Annotated in this window: 16 protein-coding genes and 1 tRNA gene; 13 read left to right on the top strand and 4 right to left on the bottom strand. The window is 59.6% G+C overall.

Features of this window, described 5'->3' with window-relative positions:
- Window positions 1-37 precede the first annotated feature (37 nt).
- The 3 genes from HKK53_RS23590 (at window position 38) to HKK53_RS23580 (ending at window position 4,161) form a co-directional block, all read left to right on the top strand.
- Window positions 38-1,309, top strand: a complete 1,272-nt coding sequence (locus tag HKK53_RS23590; RefSeq protein ID WP_169372807.1) for a YeaH/YhbH family protein — start codon at window positions 38-40, stop codon at window positions 1,307-1,309.
- On the top strand, window positions 1,306-2,868 hold the full coding sequence (locus HKK53_RS23585; protein WP_123513053.1) for a SpoVR family protein: 1,563 nt from the start codon (window positions 1,306-1,308) through the stop codon (window positions 2,866-2,868). The genes HKK53_RS23590 and HKK53_RS23585 overlap by 4 nt, the downstream gene beginning before the upstream one ends.
- A 63-nt stretch (window positions 2,869-2,931) precedes the next feature.
- On the top strand, window positions 2,932-4,161 hold the full coding sequence (locus HKK53_RS23580) for a multifunctional CCA addition/repair protein (RefSeq protein ID WP_169372806.1): 1,230 nt from the start codon (window positions 2,932-2,934) through the stop codon (window positions 4,159-4,161).
- Window positions 4,162-4,268: 107 nt separating this feature from the next.
- On the opposite strand, the gene folK is transcribed toward HKK53_RS23580, so the two are convergent.
- Both folK and folB read right to left on the bottom strand, forming a co-directional pair.
- Window positions 4,269-4,787: a 2-amino-4-hydroxy-6-hydroxymethyldihydropteridine diphosphokinase gene (gene folK / locus HKK53_RS23575; protein WP_169372805.1), complete on the bottom strand. Its 519-nt coding sequence runs from the start codon at window positions 4,785-4,787 to the stop codon at window positions 4,269-4,271.
- The gene (gene folB, locus HKK53_RS23570) at window positions 4,778-5,134 is read right to left on the bottom strand and encodes a dihydroneopterin aldolase (protein WP_007980224.1); all 357 of its coding nucleotides are present in this window, start codon (window positions 5,132-5,134) and stop codon (window positions 4,778-4,780) included. Before folB ends, folK begins: the two co-directional genes overlap by 10 nt.
- 74 nt (window positions 5,135-5,208) lie before the next feature.
- Between folB and plsY the strand changes: the two genes are divergently transcribed.
- A complete protein-coding gene (gene plsY, locus HKK53_RS23565) occupies window positions 5,209-5,778 on the top strand; it encodes a glycerol-3-phosphate 1-O-acyltransferase PlsY (RefSeq protein ID WP_169372804.1) in 570 nt (189 codons plus the stop codon).
- Window positions 5,779-5,801: 23 nt separating this feature from the next.
- On the opposite strand, the gene tsaD is transcribed toward plsY, so the two are convergent.
- Complete coding sequence (tsaD, locus tag HKK53_RS23560) at window positions 5,802-6,827, bottom strand: tRNA (adenosine(37)-N6)-threonylcarbamoyltransferase complex transferase subunit TsaD (protein WP_169372803.1); 1,026 nt, start codon at window positions 6,825-6,827, stop codon at window positions 5,802-5,804.
- Window positions 6,828-7,026: 199 nt separating this feature from the next.
- On the opposite strand from tsaD, the gene rpsU reads away from it, so the two are divergent.
- The 6 genes from rpsU to HKK53_RS23530 all read left to right on the top strand — a co-directional run bounded on the left by rpsU (window position 7,027) and on the right by HKK53_RS23530 (window position 16,167).
- A complete protein-coding gene (rpsU, locus tag HKK53_RS23555; protein WP_002551877.1) occupies window positions 7,027-7,242 on the top strand; it encodes a 30S ribosomal protein S21 in 216 nt (71 codons plus the stop codon).
- A 476-nt stretch (window positions 7,243-7,718) separates the two neighbouring features.
- Window positions 7,719-9,698, top strand: coding sequence for a DNA primase (gene dnaG / locus HKK53_RS23550; RefSeq protein WP_169372802.1), 1,980 nt, complete (start codon window positions 7,719-7,721; stop codon window positions 9,696-9,698).
- A 67-nt stretch (window positions 9,699-9,765) separates the two neighbouring features.
- Window positions 9,766-11,616, top strand: coding sequence for an RNA polymerase sigma factor RpoD (gene rpoD / locus HKK53_RS23545; RefSeq protein ID WP_169372801.1), 1,851 nt, complete (start codon window positions 9,766-9,768; stop codon window positions 11,614-11,616).
- A 122-nt stretch (window positions 11,617-11,738) separates the two neighbouring features.
- Window positions 11,739-15,485 (top strand): bifunctional diguanylate cyclase/phosphodiesterase, encoded by a 3,747-nt coding sequence (locus HKK53_RS23540; protein WP_169372800.1) that lies wholly within the window; start codon window positions 11,739-11,741, stop codon window positions 15,483-15,485.
- A 15-nt stretch (window positions 15,486-15,500) separates the two neighbouring features.
- Window positions 15,501-15,577: transfer RNA gene (locus tag HKK53_RS23535), tRNA-Ile, on the top strand.
- A 155-nt stretch (window positions 15,578-15,732) separates the two neighbouring features.
- Entirely contained in the window at window positions 15,733-16,167 is a 435-nt protein-coding gene (locus HKK53_RS23530; RefSeq protein ID WP_169372799.1) for a transcriptional regulator, read from the top strand.
- A 61-nt stretch (window positions 16,168-16,228) separates the two neighbouring features.
- Here the strand turns inward: HKK53_RS23530 and HKK53_RS23525 are convergent, their stop codons facing one another.
- Window positions 16,229-18,583 carry a glucose/quinate/shikimate family membrane-bound PQQ-dependent dehydrogenase gene (locus tag HKK53_RS23525; RefSeq protein WP_169372798.1) on the bottom strand — a complete coding sequence of 785 codons (2,355 nt, stop codon included), beginning with the start codon at window positions 18,581-18,583 and terminating at the stop codon, window positions 16,229-16,231.
- Between the two features lie 174 nt (window positions 18,584-18,757).
- Here HKK53_RS23525 and HKK53_RS23520 point away from each other — a divergent pair, with 174 nt between their 5' ends.
- The 3 genes from HKK53_RS23520 to HKK53_RS23510 all read left to right on the top strand — a co-directional run bounded on the left by HKK53_RS23520 (window position 18,758) and on the right by HKK53_RS23510 (window position 21,867).
- Window positions 18,758-19,219 carry an Lrp/AsnC family transcriptional regulator gene (locus tag HKK53_RS23520; protein WP_007980298.1) on the top strand — a complete coding sequence of 154 codons (462 nt, stop codon included), beginning with the start codon at window positions 18,758-18,760 and terminating at the stop codon, window positions 19,217-19,219.
- Between the two features lie 158 nt (window positions 19,220-19,377).
- Window positions 19,378-21,060 carry a flavin monoamine oxidase family protein gene (locus HKK53_RS23515; RefSeq protein ID WP_169372797.1) on the top strand — a complete coding sequence of 561 codons (1,683 nt, stop codon included), beginning with the start codon at window positions 19,378-19,380 and terminating at the stop codon, window positions 21,058-21,060.
- 12 nt (window positions 21,061-21,072) lie between these two features.
- On the top strand, window positions 21,073-21,867 hold the full coding sequence (locus HKK53_RS23510) for a carbon-nitrogen hydrolase family protein (protein WP_169372796.1): 795 nt from the start codon (window positions 21,073-21,075) through the stop codon (window positions 21,865-21,867).
- Window positions 21,868-21,878 lie beyond the last annotated feature (11 nt).

Here is a 21,878-nt window from a genome sequence, read left to right as displayed (position 1 = left end):
CGCTCGCCCCTTTCAGGACAGCTTCTAAGGAGCAGTCATGAGCTATGTGATCGACCGACGTCTCAATGGCAAGAACAAGAGCACGGTGAACCGCCAGCGGTTCCTGCGGCGTTACCGTGATCACATCAAAAAGGCCGTCGAAGAGGCGGTCAGCCGGCGTTCCATTACCGATATGGAACATGGCGAGCAGATCAGCATTCCCGGCCGCGACATCGACGAGCCGGTGCTTCACCACGGCCGAGGCGGCAAGCAGACCGTCGTACACCCCGGCAACAAGGAATTCACCAGCGGCGAGCACATTGCCCGGCCACCCGGTGGTGGCGGCGGCAGAGGCCCCGGCAAGGCCGGTAATTCCGGCGAAGGGATGGACGAATTCGTCTTCCAGATCACCCAGGAGGAATTTCTCGAATTCATGTTCGAGGACCTCGAACTGCCGAACCTGGTCAAGCGCAACCTGACCGGCACCGACACCTTCAAGACCGTTCGCGCCGGTATCAGCAACGAGGGCAACCCGTCGCGGATCAACATCATCCGCACCCTGCGCTCGGCCCATGCCCGACGCATTGCCCTGTCCGGCAGCAGCCGGGCACGACTGCGCGACGCCAAAGAGGAACTGGCGCGACTTAAGCGGGAAGAACCAGACAACTTCGGCGATATTCAGGAAATCGAAGCGGAAATCGAGAAACTCAGCGCACGGATTCATCGGGTGCCGTTCCTCGACACCTTCGACCTCAAGTACAACTTGCTCATCAAGCAGCCCAACCCCAGTTCCAAAGCGGTGATGTTCTGCCTGATGGACGTATCCGGCTCGATGACCCAGGCGACCAAGGACATCGCCAAGCGTTTCTTTATCCTGCTGTACCTCTTTCTCAAGCGTAACTACGACAAGATCGACGTCGTGTTCATCCGCCACCACACCAGTGCCCGGGAAGTGGACGAGGAAGAGTTCTTCTACTCGAGGGAAACCGGCGGCACCATCGTCTCCAGCGCCTTGAAACTGATGCAGGAGATCATGGCCGAGCGTTATCCGAGCAACGAGTGGAACATCTATGCCGCCCAGGCTTCCGACGGCGACAACTGGAACGACGACTCGCCGATCTGCCGCGACATCCTGATCAACCAGATCATGCCGTTTGTGCAGTACTACACTTACGTGGAGATCACCCCGCGCGAACACCAGGCCCTGTGGTTCGAATACGAACGCATCGCCGACGCCTTCTCTGACACTTTTGCCCAGCAGCAACTGGTCTCGGCCGGGGATATTTACCCGGTCTTCCGTGAACTCTTCCAGCGCAGGTTAGTGACATGACCGCCAAAGAGCAGAAGCGCCAACCCATTTCCACCGGCTCCGAATGGACATTCGAGTTGATCCAGGCCTATGACAAGGAAATCAGTCGCCTGGCGGCCCGCTATGCCCTGGATACCTATCCCAACCAGATCGAAGTGATCACCGCCGAGCAGATGATGGACGCCTACGCCTCCGTCGGCATGCCTCTGGGTTATCACCATTGGTCCTACGGTAAACACTTCCTCAGCACCGAGAAATCCTACACCCGCGGGCAGATGGGCCTGGCTTACGAGATCGTGATCAACTCGGACCCGTGCATCGCCTACCTGATGGAAGAAAACACCATCTGCATGCAGGCGCTGGTGGTGGCTCATGCCTGCTATGGCCACAACAGCTTCTTCAAGGGTAATTACCTGTTCCGCACCTGGACCGACGCCAGTTCGATCATCGATTATCTGGTGTTCGCCAAGCAGTACATCATGCAGTGCGAAGAGCGTCACGGCATCGACGCGGTGGAAGACCTGCTCGATTCCTGCCACGCCCTGATGAACTACGGCGTTGACCGCTACAAACGCCCGTATCCGATTTCCGCCGAAGAAGAACGGCGTCGGCAGAAGGACCGTGAAGAGCATCTGCAGAAACAGATCAACGACCTGTGGCGCACCATTCCAAAAGGCGCGGACAAGTACAGCGACAAGGATAACGCACGCTTCCCCGCCGAACCGCAGGAAAACATCCTGTACTTCATCGAAAAACACGCGCCGCTGCTGGAGCCGTGGCAGCGGGAAATCGTGCGGATCGTGCGCAAGATCGCCCAGTATTTCTATCCTCAGCGCCAGACCCAGGTGATGAACGAAGGCTGGGCAACGTTCTGGCACTACACGCTGATGAACGACTTGTACGACGAAGGCCTGGTCACCGACGGCTTCATGATGGAGTTCCTGACGTCCCACACCAGTGTCGTGATGCAACCGGGTTTCGACAGCCCCTACTACAGCGGCATCAACCCCTACGCCTTGGGCTTTGCCATGTACCGGGACATCCGGCGCATGTGCGAACACCCAACCGAAGAGGATTACCGCTGGTTCCCGGAAATCGCCGGCACCGACTGGCTGTCGAGCATCAAGTTCGCCATGAGCAGCTTCAAGGATGAAAGTTTCATCCTGCAGTACCTGTCACCCCAGGTGATCCGTGACCTGAAGCTGTTCAGCATTCTCGATGACGATCAGAAGGACGATCTGCTGGTCCCTGCCATTCACGATGAACCCGGCTACCGGACCATTCGTGAAACCCTGGCGGCGCAATACAACCTGGGCAATCGCGAACCCAACGTGCAGATCTACAGCATCGACCGGCGCGGCGACCGCTCTCTAACCCTGCGCCACCAGCAACACGACCGCAAACCGCTGGGCGAGTCCACAGAGGAAGTGCTCAAGCACTTGCACCGCTTGTGGGGCTTCGACATTCATCTGGAAACCCTGCAAGGCGACCAAGTGATGAAAGTCCATCACGTACCCCCCAGAAGTGAGCATGCCGAGGGGGATTACGGTCGGCTGGACTTGGCTGTCATTCATCTTTGATTCTGTTTCTGCCTCCGGAAGTTCGGCGCAACGGTTATTCTGTCGAGCTAACGGAGGTTTTTTATGCAGATTTATAAAGTTGGCGGCGCGGTACGCGATCGCCTGCTGGGCAAGCCCGTCACGGATATCGACTGGGTCGTGGTCGGCGCCACCACCGAAGAAATGCTCGCCAAGGGTTTTCGCCCGGTGGGCTCGGACTTCCCGGTGTTTCTTCACCCCAAAACCGGTGAGGAATACGCCCTAGCCCGCACCGAGCGCAAAAGCGGACGCGGTTACGGCGGGTTCACCTTCCATGCCAGCCCCGAAGTCACCCTCGAAGAAGACCTGATCCGTCGCGACCTGACGATCAACGCCATGGCCGAAGACGATCAGCAGAATCTGACTGATCCCTACCACGGCCAGCGCGATCTCGAAGCGCGCCTGCTCCGTCACGTTTCCCCCGCGTTCGCCGAAGATCCGCTCCGTGTCCTGCGTGTTGCCCGCTTCGCCGCGCGCTATGCCGGGCTCGGTTTCACCGTTGCACCCGAGACCCTGGAACTGATGCGTCACCTCAGCGGCTCAGGCGAATTGGAGGCATTGACGGCGGAACGCAGCTGGAAAGAAATCTCCCGCGCCCTGATGGAAGATCAGCCACAGGTCTTCATCGAAGTCCTGCGCGCGTGCAATGCGCTCAACGTGCTGATGCCGGAAGTCGACGCGCTGTTCGGCGTACCGCAACCCGAAGCCCATCACCCGGAAATCGATACCGGCGTGCACACCTTGAGCGTGCTGGAACAAGCGGCGCTGCACAAACAGCCGCTGACGGTGCGCTGGGCCTGCCTGCTGCATGATTTGGGCAAAGGCCTGACGCCTAAGGAGGAGTGGCCTCGGCACATCGCCCACGAGCACACGGGCCTGCAGTTGATCAACGCGGTGAACGAACGGTTCAAGGCGCCGAAAGACTGTCAGGAACTGGCATTGCTGGTGGGCCAATATCACACCCATGGCCATCGGGCCCTGGAGCTGAAACCGTCAACCTTGCTGGAGTTGCTGCAAAACTTCGACGTGTACCGTCGACCGCAGCGGTTTGAGGAGTTTATTGCAGCGTGCGAGATGGATGCTCGGGGACGCAAAGGCCTGGAGCAGAGAAGTTATCCACAGGCGAATTATTTGCGCGGGGCGGCGGTTGCAGCCCGAAGCGTGGCGGTGCAGCCGTTGCTGGAGAAGGGATTCAAGGGGCCGGAGTTGGGCGAGGCTATCAAACGTGAGCGGCTCAAGGCGCTGAAAGCGTACAAAGAGGCGGCGTCTGCCTGAAAAGCTTCGCGGGCAAGCCTTGCTCCTACAGGACGGTGTCGTTTACATAATTTGCAAACGACTCAAATCCGTAGGAGCGAGGCTTGCCCGCGAAGGCGTCATCTGCTTTACAACAAATCCGAAGGCGTCAACGGCTGCCCACGCCACTCAAACGCCACCGGCGCCAACACCTGATCAATCTGCGCTTCATCCCACAACGTCGCGAAGCTTTTGCCTACACCCGGATGCACCCGGTCTGGCGCAATCAGCGACAACGGCCACAGCACAAAGGCGTTTTTCAGGATTTCCGCCCGCGGCAGGATCAAACCGTCGAAGTTGCCCACCAAATCGCCGAACAACAGCACGTCGATATCCAGCGGCAAACCCTTGCGGTCCGGCGCATAACGGCCGTTATCCGCCTCGATGAATTTCAGTCGGCGGTCCAGCTCCATCAGCGGCAAGTCGGTAAAAGCCGACACCACGAAGTTGAAGAACGGGCCGCTCTTTATCCCCACGGGCTGGCTTTCGAACACCGCCGAGCAGCGTATATCCACCAGAAAACCCGCCAGGGCTTCCAGGCCAGCCTGCAAATGGGATTCGCGCTCGATATTGCTACCGAGCCCGAGGTACACCTGAGTCAGCGACATCCGCGCTCGATCTCCACGCCGACGCCACCGGTGGCCGCCGGGACCGCGCCTGGCTTGGTCAGCTTCAGGCGCACCCAGGTGATCTTGAATTCGCTCATCAGGACCTCAACCAAACGCTCGGCAAAGGTCTCGACCAGTTGGTACTGCGCCTGCTCGGCGAACGCCTGGATACGCGACGAAACGCTCGCGTAGTCGAGCGCCAGGGTCAGGTCGTCACCCGCTGCTGCCGGGCGATTGTCCCAAGCGAAGCTCAGATCAAGTCGCAGGCATTGTCGGATGCCGCGCTCCCAGTCGTAGGCACCAATCACGGTGTCAACTTCCAGGCCCTCGATAAACACTCTGTCCAAGCACTTCTCTCCGCTGCACGACAAGGGCGCAATGCGCCGTTAGAATCAGGGCGTCCTCGCCCGGAATAGTTAGCATGTTTTGGTTATTGGCGATTCTCGCCTACCTGCTCGGCTCGCTGTCCTTCGCCATTTTGCTCAGCCGCCTGACCGGTAACCCCGATCCGCGAATGAGTGGCTCGGGCAATGCCGGCGCTACCAACATGTTGCGCCTGGCCGGCAAGAAACTCGCCGTCCTGACGTTGCTCGGCGATTTGTGCAAAGGCTTGCTGCCCGTGCTGATCGCCGGTGTTGCCGGTCTTTCGCTGCAAGAACAGGCCTGGATCGGCGTATGTGCCGTTATCGGCCACCTGTTCCCGCTGTACTTCCGCTTTCGCGGCGGCAAGGGTGTCGCCACCGCAGCCGGCATGTTGCTGGGCCTTTACCCGCCCGCAGCCTTGTTGGCGGTCTGTGCCTGGCTGCTGACGTTCTACCTGACCCGCACCAGCTCACTTGCGGCGCTGATCGCCACACCGCTGACCCTGCCATTGCTCGCCTGGCAAGAGCCAGCGGCACTGCTGCCGATGAGCGCACTCACGGCACTGATCGTCTGGCGTCATCGCGGCAATCTACGCGACCTGTTTGCCGGGCGCGAACGGCATTTTTAAATACCGCACATGAGCGCCGCTCATCACAGCGCCGACAATTGCTCCATCGGCCAGCGTGCCTGCACGCTGATCGCCAGGCTTTCGTGCTGACCCGCCTGCAAGCGCTGGCAACCGGCAAACGCAATCATCGCGCCGTTATCGGTGCAAAACTCGGGACGCGCATAAAACACGTCGCCCTTCATGTCGCCGAGCATTTTTTCCAGTGAAGTGCGCAGTGCCTTGTTGGCGCTGACGCCGCCAGCGATCACCAGACGCTTCATGCCCGCCGCTTTCAGGGCACGCTTGCACTTGATGGTCAAAGTCTCCACCACGGCCTGCTGGAACGCCAGCGAGATGTCGCAACGGGCTTGCTCGCTGTCGTCCCCGGCGCTGACGCACTGCTGCCAGGTGTTCAGGGCCGAGGTTTTCAAGCCACTGAAGCTGAAGGCCAGGCCCGGGCGATCGCACATCGGCCGCGGGAAAGTGAAGCGCCCTGCAACCCCTTGCTCCGCCAGGCGCGCGATTTCCGGACCGCCCGGGTAATTGAGGCCCATCATCTTCGCGGTCTTGTCGAATGCTTCACCGGCGGCATCGTCGAGGGTCTCGCCCAACAACGTGTATTTGCCGATCCCGTCGACCTGAACCAGCTGCGTATGACCGCCCGACACCAACAAAGCGACGAACGGAAATTGTGGCGGTTGCGGCTCCAGCATCGGTGCCAGCAAATGACCTTCCATGTGATGCACGCCAAGGGCCGGAATCCCCCAGGCAAAGGCCAGCGCCTGGGCGCAGGAAGCGCCTACCAACAGGGCTCCAACCAGGCCAGGACCGGCGGTATACGCGATGGCATCAATCTCGGTCGGCACGCAGCCGGCCTCGGCCAACACCTGACGGATCAAGGGCAGCATGCGTTTGACGTGATCACGCGAAGCCAGCTCCGGCACCACACCGCCATAGGCGCGGTGCAGGTCAATCTGGCTGAATAGCGCGTCAGCCAGCAGGCCGCGTTCACTGTCATATAATGCGACACCGGTTTCGTCGCAGGAGGTTTCTAATCCCAGTACTAGCATGGGTTTGCGCCTTGTTTAGGCTGAATTCGAAGGCGCGCATAATAGTCGCCATGGGATGCCCCGACTAGCGGTTTTCGATCAGAGGCTTTGCATTCCGGTCGATGAGGAGTTAACATCCGCAACCCTTAAAAACCGACGTCTTCAAGTGCTCTTTTGCCGCGAGGATGTTGACCCCGGTAATGAATGAAGGTAGCTCTGGATGCCAGCCGTCAAAGTAAAAGAGAACGAACCCTTCGACGTAGCTCTGCGTCGTTTCAAGCGCTCCTGCGAAAAAGCCGGTGTACTGGCTGAAGTTCGTAGCCGCGAATTTTACGAGAAGCCAACTTCTGAGCGTAAGCGCAAAGCAGCAGCCGCTGTTAAGCGTCACGCCAAGAAAGTACAGCGCGAACAGCGCCGCGCCGTTCGTCTGTACTAATACACAGACGTTCGTAGCAAGCTTCTGCCAAGCCCGGCCCTCAGCCGGGCTTATGGCATTTGCGTAAAACGCTTGATGCTTCACCGTCAACGCCGCCGATGCGACCGAGACAAACCTGCTTCACAGCGTCAGACCTGGCTCTTTTGCCAGCGGTGCACGTCTTTTCTGACGAGCCTTCCAAGGCTACTGACGAGCACACCCACTGATTCCTCTCACGACGATCAGCCCAAGGCACCTTCTTGCGTGCCCGCTTATGAGCTATCCGAGGCTATCGACTGGCCGCAGCGGATTTCAGCGCAACACTTTCAAATAGTCGAATACTGATTGGTACTAACGTCAGTGGATTTTCGGCAGATACACTCCCCGATAGCGATTACGCAGACGACACCGGTCGAGCCGCACATTTTGCGCGCCTCAAACAATGCCCCGTGTTCGCCAGCCTTTGTTTTGGGTCCATTTCAGATGACGAGAACGCCATGGCCGGGCTAATTCCCCAGAGCTTCATTGACGACCTTCTGAACCGCACCGACATCGTCGATGTGGTCAGCTCGCGCCTGCAAATGAAAAAAGCCGGCAAGAACTACACCGCCTGCTGCCCGTTCCACAAAGAGAAAACCCCGTCCTTCAGCGTCAGCCCCGACAAACAGTTCTATTACTGCTTCGGCTGCGGCGCTGGCGGCAACGCCCTCGGCTTCATGATGGACCACGACAACCTGGATTTCGTCCAGGCGGTCGAAGAACTGGCCAAAGCCGCCGGCATGGAAATACCCCGCGAAGAAAGCGGCCGCCCGCATAAACCGCGGCAGCCGACCGATTCGCCGCTGTACCCGCTGCTCACCGCCGCCGCAGACTTCTACCGGCAGGCGCTGAAAAGCCATCCATCGCGCAAAGCCGCTGTGGATTATTTGAAAGGTCGCGGCCTGACCGGCGAAATCGCCCGGGACTTCGGCCTCGGTTTCGCCCCGCCCGGCTGGGACAATCTGTTCAAGCACTTGAGCAGCGACACCCTGCAACAGAAGGCCATGGTCGACGCCGGCCTGCTGATCGAGAACGCCGAAACCGGCAAACGCTATGACCGCTTCCGCGATCGCGTGATGTTCCCGATCCGCGACAGCCGCGGACGCATCATTGCCTTCGGCGGCCGCGTCCTTGGCGACGATAAGCCGAAATACCTGAACTCACCGGAAACCCCGGTCTTCCATAAAGGCCAAGAGCTTTACGGCCTGTATGAAGCACGCAAAAACAATCGCAACCTCGACGAAATCATCGTCGTCGAAGGCTACATGGACGTCATCGCCCTCGCCCAGCAAGGCCTGCGCAATGCCGTCGCGACCCTGGGCACCGCCACCAGCGAAGAGCACTTGAAGCGATTGTTTCGCGTCGTGCCCAACGTATTGTTCTGTTTCGACGGCGACCAGGCTGGCCGTAATGCCGCCTGGCGCGCACTGGAAGCGGCGCTGCCCTGCCTGCAGGATGGGCGCCGGGCACGCTTTCTGTTCCTGCCCGAGGGCGAAGACCCGGATACGCTGGTGCGCTCCGAAGGCACCGATGCCTTCCGCGCGCGGATCAATCAGCACGCGCAACCGCTGGCGGATTATTTCTTCCAGCAACTGACCGAGGAATCGGATCCGCGCTCGCTCGAAGGCAAGGCCCACATGGCCACCCTCGCTGCGCCGCTGATCGATAAAGTCCCGGGCGCCAACCTGCGCATCCTGATGCGTCAGCGACTGACCGAAATCACCGGCCTGACGGGCGAAGCCATGAGCCAGTTGGTGCAAAGCGCCCCCCAGGAAGCGCCACCGGCCTACGATCCGGGCATCGATTACGACGCCGTGCCGGATTACAGCGACTACCATCAGCCGCAAGCGCAAGAGATGTACGCGCCGCAGCAGGAATGGACGCCGAAGAAACCCGGCGCTGGCGGCAAGAAGTGGGACAAGAAACCCTGGGACAAGAATGGCAAGCGAGGTGGCGATCGCGATCAGCCGAGCGCACCACGCACACCGATTGCCGTGGAAGCCCCGACCCTGATTGCACTGCGCACGCTCATTCATCACCCGGATCTGGCCGGCAAGGTAGAAACCGCCGACCATTTCGCCAATGAGAGCAATACCTACGCGCAGCTGCTGGTCGCCCTGATCGGAGCCGTGCAAAAAAATCCTAAGCTAAACTCAATCCAGCTAATGGCCCGCTGGCACGGGACCGAACAGGGTCGTTTGCTCAAGGCATTGGCGGAAAAGGAATGGCTGATTGACGGTGACAACCTTGAACGACAGTTTTTAGACACCATTACTAGGTTATCGGCAACGCAACACACGGATAACCTGGAAGCACTAATCAGGAAAGCAAGGCAGCCAGGACTGACCGCGGAGGAAGCAAATCAGATCGCAAATCAGATGCGCGACCTATTAAAACGCAATATGGCTGTATCAACCCCGACCTCAACTGGCGCGTGAGGTCATAGCTCAGGTATAATCCTCGGCTTGTTTTTTGCCCGCCAAGACCTTCAGTGGATAGGGTGTTATGTCCGGAAAAGCGCAACAGCAGTCTCGTATCAAAGAGTTGATCACACTTGGTCGTGAGCAGGGTTACCTGACTTACGCGGAGGTCAACGACCACCTGCCGGAGGATATTTCAGATCCGGAACAGGTGGAAGACATCATCCGCATGATCAACGACATGGGGATCAACGTATTCGAGGTTGCGCCAGATAAGGATTCCCTTATGCTGGCCGACGCCGATACTGACGAAGCCGCGGCCGAAGAGGCAGCAGCAGCGTTGGCAGCGGTCGAGACCGACATTGGTCGCACCACCGACCCAGTGCGCATGTACATGCGTGAAATGGGTACGGTAGAGCTCCTCACTCGTGAAGGCGAAATTGAAATCGCCAAGCGTATTGAAGAGGGCATCCGCGAAGTGATGGGCGCAATTGCGCACTTCCCTGGCACGGTTGACCACATTCTGTCCGAATACACTCGCGTCACCACCGAAGGTGGCCGCCTGTCCGACGTCCTGAGCGGTTATATCGACCCGGACGACGGCATTGCGCCGCCTGCAGCCGAAGTACCTCCGCCTGTCGATCCGAAAGCCGTGAAAGCGGATGACGACACCGACGACGAAGAAGCTGAAGCCAGCACCGACGACGAAGAAGAAGTCGAAAGCGGTCCTGATCCGGTCATCGCAGCACAGCGTTTTGGCGCTGTCTCCGATCAGATGGAAATCACCCGCAAGGCGCTGAAGAAGCACGGTCGTGGCAACAAGGCGGCGATTGCCGAACTGGTGCTGCTGGCTGAGCTGTTCATGCCGATCAAACTGGTGCCGAAGCAATTCGAAGGCCTGGTCGAGCGTGTTCGCAGTGCCCTGGATCGCCTGCGTCAGCAAGAGCGCGCGATCATGCAGCTTTGCGTTCGTGATGCGCGCATGCCGCGTGCAGACTTCCTGCGCCAGTTCCCGGGCAACGAAGTCGATGAAAGCTGGTCCGACGGCTTGGCCAAGGGCAAAGGCAAATACGCCGAAGCCATTGGTCGCCTGCAACCGGACATCATTCGTTGCCAGCAAAAGCTGATCGCGCTGCAAACCGAAACCGGTTTGACGATTGCCGAGATCAAGGACATCAACCGTCGCATGTCGATCGGTGAGGCCAAGGCCCGCCGCGCGAAGAAAGAGATGGTTGAAGCGAACTTGCGTCTGGTGATCTCCATCGCCAAGAAGTACACCAACCGTGGCCTGCAATTCCTCGATCTGATCCAGGAAGGCAACATCGGCTTGATGAAGGCTGTGGACAAGTTCGAATACCGCCGCGGCTACAAATTCTCGACTTATGCCACCTGGTGGATCCGTCAGGCGATCACTCGCTCGATCGCCGACCAGGCCCGCACCATCCGTATTCCGGTGCACATGATCGAGACGATCAACAAGCTCAACCGTATTTCCCGGCAGATGTTGCAGGAAATGGGTCGCGAACCGACCCCGGAAGAGCTGGGCGAACGCATGGAAATGCCTGAGGACAAGATCCGCAAGGTATTGAAGATCGCTAAAGAGCCGATCTCCATGGAAACCCCGATCGGTGATGACGAAGACTCCCATCTGGGTGACTTCATCGAAGACTCGACCATGCAGTCGCCAATCGATGTTGCTACCGTTGAGAGCCTTAAAGAAGCGACTCGCGAAGTTCTCTCCGGCCTCACTGCCCGTGAAGCCAAGGTTCTGCGCATGCGCTTCGGTATCGACATGAATACCGACCACACCCTCGAGGAGGTTGGTAAGCAGTTCGACGTGACCCGTGAACGGATTCGTCAGATCGAAGCCAAGGCGCTGCGCAAGCTGCGCCACCCGACGAGAAGCGAGCATTTGCGCTCCTTCCTCGACGAGTGATCACAAAACCCCCGGCCCAGGCCGGGGGTTTTGCTTTATGCAGATTAAATCCCCCGCACTACCCTCCCGCCGAATTGCCCGACTACACTCGAAACATTCCCCCGAGCCATAACGAGACCGTTATGCCCAGATTGCCGACCGTGCTTTTTTTGCTGTCGCTGATGACCTGGACCGCAACGGCTGGCGCGCTGACTCTGACCGACGAAGAACGTAGCTGGCTGGCGGCTCACCCGGACTTGCGTCTGGGCGTCGACGCGTCCTGGCCACCGTTTGAGTTCCGCGACGAGCAGGGCCGTTATCAAGGCCTGGCCGCGGACTACATCAACGTGATCCGCCAACGCCTGGACATCAAGCTCACCCCCATAGAGCCAGTCAGTTGGACGGTGGTCCTGGAGCAGGTCAAGCAGGGCAAGCTGGACCTGTTACCCGGCATCATGTCGACCCCGGAACGCCAGACTTACCTGTCGTTCACCCGGCCCTACCTGGATTTTCCGATTGTCATCCTCGCCCATATCGGCGGCGCCCAGCCGCACAAAATCGAGGACCTGTACGGTCTGAAAATCGCCGTGGTGGAAAACTACGCCCCCCATGAACTGCTGCGCACCCACCATCCAGACCTGAACCTGGTGGCGATGCCCAATGTCAGCTCGGCGCTGCAGGCGCTGGCCACCGACGAAGTGGACGCCGTGGTTGGCGATCTCGCCTCCAGCGTCTGGAGCCTGCGCCAGCTCAAGCTCGACGGGCTTTATGTCAGCGGCGAGACGCCCTATCGCTATCAATTAGCGATGGCGGTGCCGCCGAAAAACAAAATGCTCGTCGGCATCATCGACAAAGTCCTGGCAGACATGAGTTCGAGCGAAATCAACGCCATTCAGGAACATTGGGTCGGTAACGTCCTCGATCATCGGACTTTCTGGAACGACTTGCTGGTCTATGGCCTGCCAGGCCTGCTGTTTCTGATTATCGTGCTGGCGGTGGTCATCCGGATCAACCGTCGACTGAGTTCGGAAATTGCCCGACGGGTGGATCTGGAACAGGAGTTACGCAGCAGCGAATACCACTATCGCGGGCTGGTGGAGAGTCTGTCGGCCATTGCCTGGGAAGCGCGGATCAGCGATTTCACCTACAGCTACGTGTCGCCCCATGCTGAAGACCTGCTCGGCTATCCCCTGTCTCATTGGCTGATTCCGGGGTTCTGGCGCAACATCATCCACCCGGCGGACCTGACCCGCGCCCAGACCTTTTGCGATCACGAAGTGCTGGCCGGACGCGATCACAGCGTCGATTACCGGGTCATCACGGCCGATGGCCGCTGCCTGTGGGTGCGCGATATCGTCAGCCTGATTGAGCACGGCCATGAACCGGTGCTGCGCGGGCTGATGATCGACATCAGCGACGCCAAGCGTACCGAAGAAGCGCTGCGCCTGTCGGAACAGAAATTCGCGTCAGTGTTCCAGCAATGCCCGGACATCCTGGTGATTGCGCGGCTTTCCGATGGCTGCCTGCTGGAGGTCAACGAGGCGTTCGAAGAGCAGATCGGCCTCAAGGCCAGAGACGTCGTCGGCCAGACCGCCACCGACTTGAACATCTGGGGCATTCCGGGCGTGGGTCCGGGCTTGTTGCAGCGGTTGCAAGCCGGCAGCATCCGTAATCTGGAGATGCCCTTTCGTCGCAACAACGGCCAGGTGTTCACCGGCCTGATTTCCGCCGAGCCCTTCGATCTCGATACGACACCGGCACTAGTCGTCGTGGTGCGGGACATCAGTCAGCTCAAGGAAACCCAGCAACAGCTGCAAACCTCCGAGGAGAAGTTCGCCAAGGCCTTCCACGCCTCGCCTGACGGCTTGCTGCTGTCGCGGCAGAGCGATGGCCTGCTGCTGGAGGTCAACGAGGGTTTCAGCCGCATTACGGGCTTCAACAGCGCGATGTCGGTGGATCGCTCGGCGCTGGACCTGGGGATCTGGGTCAATCTGAACGAACGCAAACAGATGCTCGACCTGTTGCACCGGGATGGCTTTGTTCGGGATTTCAGCTGCCATATCCGCCGCAATGACGGGCAGATCCGTCTCTGCGAGGTGTCCAGCCGCCCGCTGCCGATCGGCGATGAAGACTGCATGCTGACCATCGCCCGGGACATCACCGAACGGCACCTGATGCAGGAAAAACTGCAACAGGCCGCCACGGTGTTCGAAAGCACCGCCGAAGGCGTATTGATTACCGACACCCAACAACACATCAGCGCGGTCAATCGCGCGTTTACCGAAATCACCGGCTACAGCGAAAGCGAAGCACTGGGCCACACCCCTCGCCTGCTCGCTTCGGGCCTGCATGACAGCGCCTTCTATGCAGCGATGTGGCATCAATTGACCGATGAGGGCCATTGGCAAGGCGAGATCTCCAACCGGCGCAAGAACGGCGAGCTGTACCCGAGCTGGCTGACCATCAGCGCCGTGCGCAACCGCGACAAATTCATCACGCACTTTGTTGCCGTGTTTGCGGACATCTCCAGCCTCAAGCACGCCCAGGCCAAGCTCGATTACCAGGCCCACCACGACCCGCTCACCGGCCTGCCGAACCGCACGTTGTTCGAAAGCCGACTGCTGACTGCACTCAACAATCAGCAGGAAAACGGCGGCCAGGGCGCGGTGCTGTTCCTCGACCTCGACCGCTTCAAGCACATCAATGACAGCCTCGGTCACCCGGTCGGCGACCTGCTGCTCAAAGGCATCGCCGTGCGCCTCAAGGAGCAGCTACGGGACATCGACACCGTGGCGCGACTGGGCGGCGACGAGTTCATCATCCTGCTGCCCGGCCTGCAGCAAGCCAGCGACGCCGACCACATCGCGACCAAGCTGCTGAACTGCTTCGCCGCACCGTTCCAGGCCGGTGAACACGAGTTCTTCATCAGTGCCAGCATCGGCACCAGCCTGTATCCCAAGGACGGCTGCGACGTCGCCACCCTGGTCAAGAACGCCGACGCAGCGATGTACCGCTCCAAGGCCAAGGGCCGCAACCGGGTCGAAAGCTACACCCGCGACCTCACCGCCCAGGCCAGCGAACGCGTGGCACTGGAACATGAACTGCGTCGCGCCATCGAGCGCAATGAATTGCATCTGTACTACCAACCGAAAATCAGCCTCGACGACCATCGCCTGGTGGGCGCCGAAGCACTCATACGCTGGCGTCACCCAACCTTCGGCGATGTCCCCCCCGAGCACTTCATTCCCCTGGCCGAAGAAAACGGCATGATCCTGCAGATCGGCGATTGGGTACTCGAAACTGCGTGCCGGCAGATGTTCGAGTGGAACCAACTCTATGAAAGCCCGGGCCCACTGTCGGTCAACCTCGCCGGCGCACAATTGCGTCAGCCAAACCTGCTCGGCCGCATCGAGCAGTTGCTCAAGGACAACCGCCTCAAGCCCGGTTTTCTGCAACTGGAAATTACCGAAAACTTCATCATGAGCCAGGCTGAAGAAGCGCTGGCGGTGCTGCACCAACTCAAACACTTGGGCGTGCAGCTGGCGATCGACGACTTCGGTACCGGTTATTCGTCCCTGAGCTACCTCAAGCGCCTGCCGCTGGACATCCTAAAAATCGACCAGTCTTTCGTCCGCGGACTGCCGGATGACCCCCACGACGCGGCCATTGTGCGGGCCATCATCGCCCTCGGCCGCAGCATGCAATTCACCATCATCGCCGAGGGTGTCGAAACCCAGGCCCAGCAAGAATTCCTCGCCCTCGAAGGCTGCGAACAGATCCAGGGCTACATCGTCAGCCTGCCCTTACCGCCCGAAGAATTCGCCGCGACGTTTCTTCGTATTGCCGTATCGGATTTTTCGGATAGCACAGCCGAGAAACCGTCGCTATAATCCGCGGCCTACTGAGGGCCTATAGCTCAGTTGGTTAGAGCAGGGGACTCATAATCCCTTGGTCGTAGGTTCGAGTCCTACTGGGCCCACCAAACAAAAAAGCCGCGCTGATGCGCGGCTTTTTCGTGTCTGGCGTTCTGGTTGCTCAAACTTTTTTTCCGTCAGAAACTTCTGAATTAGCCATGGACCGTTCAGCTCGACTTGCCGGCGCATTAGAGTTGCAGGCAAAAAAGAAGGGATGAATTTTATGTACCACTACGTAGAAAGCGGCCTACCGAACGTATGGCTTAGCAATGGCTTCGTGGTGAAGGAGACCGCCTATGGCGAGTCTGTCGCCATCACGGACGTGAAGGGCCTCCATGACGTAATCGGTAAAGCCATCGCGGAGAAACCTTCAGTACTAACAGGTGCTGAGTTCAGATTTTTGAGGAAGGAGCTTGGCCTGTCCCAGGAAAGCCTCGCCGAGATTGTTGGTTTGACAAGTCAGGCTGTAGCGATCTGGGAAAAAACCGACAAGATCCCGATGGTGAACGACCGGTACTTGCGAGGCCTTTATCTTGAAGCCAAAACGGGTGAAGCGGATCTGATGGCGGCTATCAATACCATCAACAAATTGGACCACGAACTCTACAAACTGAATCTGGAGTTTGAAGGTGAATGGCACAATCAAGCATGCGCTTGAGTCTTAAAGTCCTGTAAAGCCCGGCAGAAATGCCGGGCTTTTTCTTCACCTGCGATTTCCCCTACTCAGGCAACGCATACGCAATCACGTAATCCCCCCGATCCGAAGACTGTCGCGCCCCACCCACCGTCAGCAGGATGTATTGCTTGCCAGTTTTCGGCGAAACATAAGTCATCGGCCCGGACTGACTGCCCACCGGCAACCGCGATTTCCAGATCTCGTTGCCGTTACCCGTATCAAATGCCCGCAGATAGAAATCCTGAGTACCGGCGAAGAACAGCAGCCCCGACTGAGTAGCCAGCGAAGCCCCCAGCGTCGGCATGCCAATCGGAATCTGCAAGTGCATGCGAATACCCAGCGGCCCCGTGTCTTGAACGGTGCCGACCGGAACCTGCCACATCAGTTTGTGAGTCTTGAGGTCGATGGCGGACATGGTGCCAAACGGTGGTTTCTGGCATGGAATGCCGGCCGCAGAGAGGAAGCGTTCGCGCATGGCACCGAAGGGCGTGCCTTCCTGTGGCACGACACCCATTTCGATGCCGCTGGCCCCGGCAGCAATCTTATTGCGCGGGATCATGTAGTTGGCCAAGCCCAAGCGCATATCGTTGACGAACATGTAATTCGTGTTCGGATCGACCGAGACACTGCCCCAGTTCATACCGCCCAGGGAACCCGGGAATTGCAATGCGCGATCAAGGCCCGGCGGGGTGTAGACGCCTTGGTGGCGCATGCCTTTGAACTGGATGCGGCACATCAATTGGTCAAACGGCGTGGCGCCCCACATGTCGGATTCGGTCAGGGTCTGGTTGCCGATTGACGGCATGTCCACCGAGAACGGCTGGGTCGGTGAGTAGCGTTCGCCGGGGACATTGCCTTGTGGCACCGGGCGTTCTTCCACCCGCGCTATCGGCACGCCGGTTTCGCGGTTGAGCAGGAAGATCTCGCCCTGTTTGGTGACTTGCGCCAAGGCTGGCTGGGTGCCGCCCTTGTCGTCCGGCACGTCGTAGAGCAGCGGTTGCGCCGGCAGGTCGAAGTCCCAGAGGTCGTGGTGGGTGGTCTGGAAGTGCCAGCGCACCTGACCGGTCTTCACGTCGATGGCGACGATGGACGAGTTCCACTTGTCATCGAAGGCCGTGCGCTGGCCGCCGAAGAAGTCCGGGGTGGCGTTGCCGGTCGGCAGGTAGACCAGACCGAGTTTGTCGTCGTAGGACATGGCCGACCAGACGTTCGGCGTGCCACGGGTATAGGTCTCACCGGCCGGTGGGCGTTTGGTGGTGTTCGGGTTGCCCGGATCCCAAGCCCAGGCCAGTTCACCACTGCGCACGTCGTAGGCACGGACCACGCCTGGCGGTTCGCCGGTGGAGTAGTTGTCGGCCACACGACCACCGACGATCACCACATTGCCGGCGACCAGCGGAGTCGAGGTTTGCTGGTAGTAACCGGGTTTCACCTCACCCATGTCGGTTTTCAGATCGACTGTGCCTTTGTCGCCGAAGTCTGCGCACGGCTTGCCGGTATCGGCATTGATGGCGATCAGACGGGCGTCGCCGGTCGGCAGGAATAGACGTTTCGCACAGGCGGTTGGCTGGTTATCCGACGCTACAGGGGTTTCGGAATAACCCAGGCCACGGCAGCGCTGCCAGTTCGGCGCGGTGCCTTGGGGGTCGAACTTCCAGCGCTGGGTGCCGGTGTCGGCGTCCAGGGCGAAGACTTTGCCGTAGGCGGTGCAGGTGTAGACCGTGTCCCCGATTTGCAGCGGGGTGTTCTGATCTTCGGCGCCGGCGCCGGTGCTTTGCGGGATATCGCCGGTGTGGAAGGTCCAGGCCACCTGCAATTTGTCGATATTGCCTTTGTTGATCTGGTCCAGCGCGGCGAAGCGATTGCCGGCGGTGGTGTTGCCCCAGTGGGCCCAGTCTTTCTGTTCGGTGCCCGGTTTCACCGGAGTGACCGCCGGTTCAATGTTGGCCTTGACCACGTGGGTCGGCACGAACATGTAGGCCAGCGTGGCGACGATGCCAACGCCCAGAATGCCTGCCAGACCGTAAGCGCCACGCCCAGCATTAGCGCCGGAAGCACGCACTAGCGTGGGATAAATCAGCGCGACAACCAGGCCGATCACGGCAAACGTCAGCACCCGCGACACCAGCGGCCAGTAATCGAAACCGCTGTCCCACACCGCCCAGATCGCCGTCAGGATCAGCGCCACGCCATACAGCCACGCCCCCTGCGGCTTGCGCCGGGCAATCATCAACCCGGACACCAGCATCGCCAGGCCCATCAGCAGGAAGTACCAGCTCCCTCCCAAAGCAATCAGGTAACCACCGCCGCCGGCCAGGCCGAGCCCGATCAACGCGATCAGGACACCCAACCCCCACAGCAACCACTTGCTGCCGGCGGCAGCCCCAGAATTATTCATGTCGGAAGTTTTCCCCATTTGTGACAAGCGCGAAATGATGTACTACCTAGTTACTTATGGCAATTTGTCGCAGGTAAAAAAGTTCTGAACGGTACTGAAGCCAGATCAAACCTCCGCCACGCAAGCCGTGCTGTAACATGCCAACCCATCGATTTGTGTTGTTGGAGACGACCTTTGCCTGACACCCGCCCGCCCGTGCTTGACGAAATCGACCGCCAGTTGATCGCGGCCTTGCAAATCAATGCCCGTGAAAGCGTGGCCATGCTGGCCAGGCAATTGGGCATCGCACGCACCACGGTGACTTCACGGCTGGCACGGCTGGAAAAGGCCAAGGTCATCACCGGTTACGGCGTGCGCCTGGGTCAGCGCGTGGTGGATGGCGGGTTGCAGGCGTACGTCGGGATCACCGTGCAGCCGCGCTCCGGCAAGGAAGTGTTGCGCCGCCTTAGTGCGATGGCTCAGGTGCAGCAGCTATGCGCGGTGAGTGGTGAATTTGATTATGTGGCGTGGTTACGCACGGACTCGCCGGAGCAACTGGATCAGTTGCTGGATCAGATTGGCAGTGTGGATGGGGTGGAGAAGACGACCACGTCGATCATCTTGAGTAGCAAGATTGACCGGGGGCAGCCGGTTTAGCCGACGGAATGCAGTGAGAGATCGTCATATTGATCAGTTATCTGGCAAAACGACGACACATTGCGTCTTATTAACGTGTTCTACGCTCTCTAGAATGGCTGCCATCTTTTCCTATACTCAGACGCGCATCCCGCGTCGGGTCGCCAGCAAGGTCAGCCATGAACAAGAATAATCGCCATCCTGCAGACGGTAAAAAACCAGTCACCATTTTTGGTCCGGATTTTCCTTTCGCCTTCGACGACTGGATCGAGCACCCGGCCGGCCTCGGCAGTATTCCCGAGCATAACCACGGCGCAGAAGTGGCCATCGTCGGTGGCGGCATCGCAGGTCTGGTCGCCGCTTACGAACTGATGAAACTGGGCCTCAAACCCGTCGTCTATGAAGCCTCGAAGATGGGCGGTCGTCTGCGCTCCCAGGCGTTCAATGGCGCCGAAGGCATCGTTGCCGAGCTCGGCGGCATGCGTTTCCCGGTGTCGTCCACCGCGTTTTATCACTATGTCGACAAACTCGGCCTGGAAACCAAACCGTTCCCGAACCCGCTGACGCCCGCGTCGGGCAGCACGGTGATCGACCTGGAAGGCCAGACCCATTACGCACAGAAGCTGTCGGATCTTCCTGCACTGTTCCAGGAAGTGGCTGACGCCTGGGCCGATGCGCTGGAAGACGGCTCGCGCTTCAAAGAGATCCAGCAAGCGATCCGCGACCGCGACGTACCACGCCTTAAAGAGCTGTGGAACACCCTCGTTCCGCTGTGGGACGACCGCACGTTCTACGATTTTGTCGCCACCTCCAAAGCCTTCGCCAAGCTGTCGTTCCATCACCGCGAAGTGTTTGGCCAGGTCGGTTTCGGCACCGGCGGCTGGGACTCGGACTTCCCCAACTCGATGCTGGAAATCTTCCGCGTCGTGATGACCAACTGCGACGATCACCAGCACCTGGTGGTCGGCGGTGTCGAACAAGTGCCGCTGGGCATCTGGCGCCATGTGCCGGAACGTTGCGTGCATTGGCCAGAAGGCACCAGCCTCAGTTCGTTGCACCGGGGCGCCCCGCGTTCCGGGGTGAAGAAAATCGCCCACGCACCGAATGGCCGTTTCACGGTCACCGACAACTATGGCGACAGCCGCGAATACGCCGCCGTATTGACCACCTGCCAGAGCTGGCTGCTGACCACCCAGATCGAATGCGACGAAACCCTGTTCTCGCAAAAGATGTGGATGGCCCTCGACCGCACCCGCTACATGCAATCCTCGAAGACCTTTGTGATGGTCGACCGGCCTTTCTGGAAAGACAAGGATCCCGAAACCGGCCGCGACCTGATGAGCATGACCCTCACCGATCGCCTGACCCGCGGCACTTACCTGTTCGACAACGGCGACGACAAGCCCGGCGTGATTTGCCTGTCGTACTCGTGGATGAGCGATGCGCTGAAAATGCTCCCGCACCCGGTGGAAAAGCGCGTGAAGCTGGCGCTGGATGCGTTGAAGAAGATTTACCCGAAAGTCGACATCGCCGCGCGGATCATTGGCGACCCGATCACGGTGTCCTGGGAATCCGACCCGCATTTCCTCGGCGCCTTCAAAGGCGCCCTGCCAGGCCACTATCGCTACAACCAACGCATGTACGCGCACTTCATGCAGGACGATATGCCAGCCGAGCAGCGCGGGATTTTCATTGCCGGCGACGATGTTTCCTGGACGCCGGCCTGGGTTGAAGGCGCGGTGCAGACCTCGCTCAACGCGGTGTGGGGCATCATGAAACATTTCGGCGGTGAAACTCACGCCGAGAACCCGGGTCCAGGAGATGTGTTCAACGAGATCGGTCCGATCGCCCTGCCCGAGTAAGAGGAATCCGAAATGCGCGTAGCCCTTTACCAATGTCCGCCGCTGCCCCTGGACATCGCCGGCAATCTGCAACGCCTGCATCAATTGGCGCTGGAGGCCAAAGGCGCCGACTTGCTGGTGCTGCCGGAGATGTTCCTGACCGGCTACAACATCGGCGTCGATGCGGTCAGCGTCCTTGCCGAGGTGCACAACGGTGAATCGGCGCAGCAGATTGCGCGCATCGCGAAGACGGCCGGGATTGCCATACTTTATGGCTACCCCGAGCGCACCGAAGACGGCCAGATCTACAACTCCGTGCAGTTGATCGACGCCCAGGGCGAGCGCCTGTGCAACTACCGCAAGACGCACCTGTTCGGCGACCTCGATCACTCGATGTTCAGCGCCGGCGGGGATGATTTCCCCCTGGTTGAGCTCAATGGCTGGAAACTCGGCTTCCTGATTTGCTACGACATGGAGTTCCCGGAGAACGCCCGACGCCTGGCCCTGGCCGGTGCCGAGCTGATCCTGGTGCCGACGGCGAACATGATTCCCTTCGACTTTGTCGCCGATGTCACCGTCCGCGCCCGGGCTTTCGAAAACCAGTGCTATGTGGCTTACGCCAACTATTGTGGCCATGAAGGCGACATCCAATACTGCGGCCAAAGCAGCATCGCCGCGCCGGATGGCAGCCGTATCGCCCAGGCCGGGCTGGATGAAGCGCTGATTGTCGGTGAGCTGGATCGGCAGTTGATGGTCGATTCCCGCGCGGCCAATCGCTACCTGCTTGATCGCCGTCCCGAGCTTTACGGCGAGCTGAACAAGCGCTGAGACACAGTTAT

Origin of the sequence: Pseudomonas sp. ADAK7, assembly GCF_012935675.1 — a bacterium.
Taxonomy (GTDB): Bacteria; Pseudomonadota; Gammaproteobacteria; order Pseudomonadales; family Pseudomonadaceae; genus Aquipseudomonas.
This window is presented reverse-complemented; position numbering and strand designations above follow the sequence as displayed.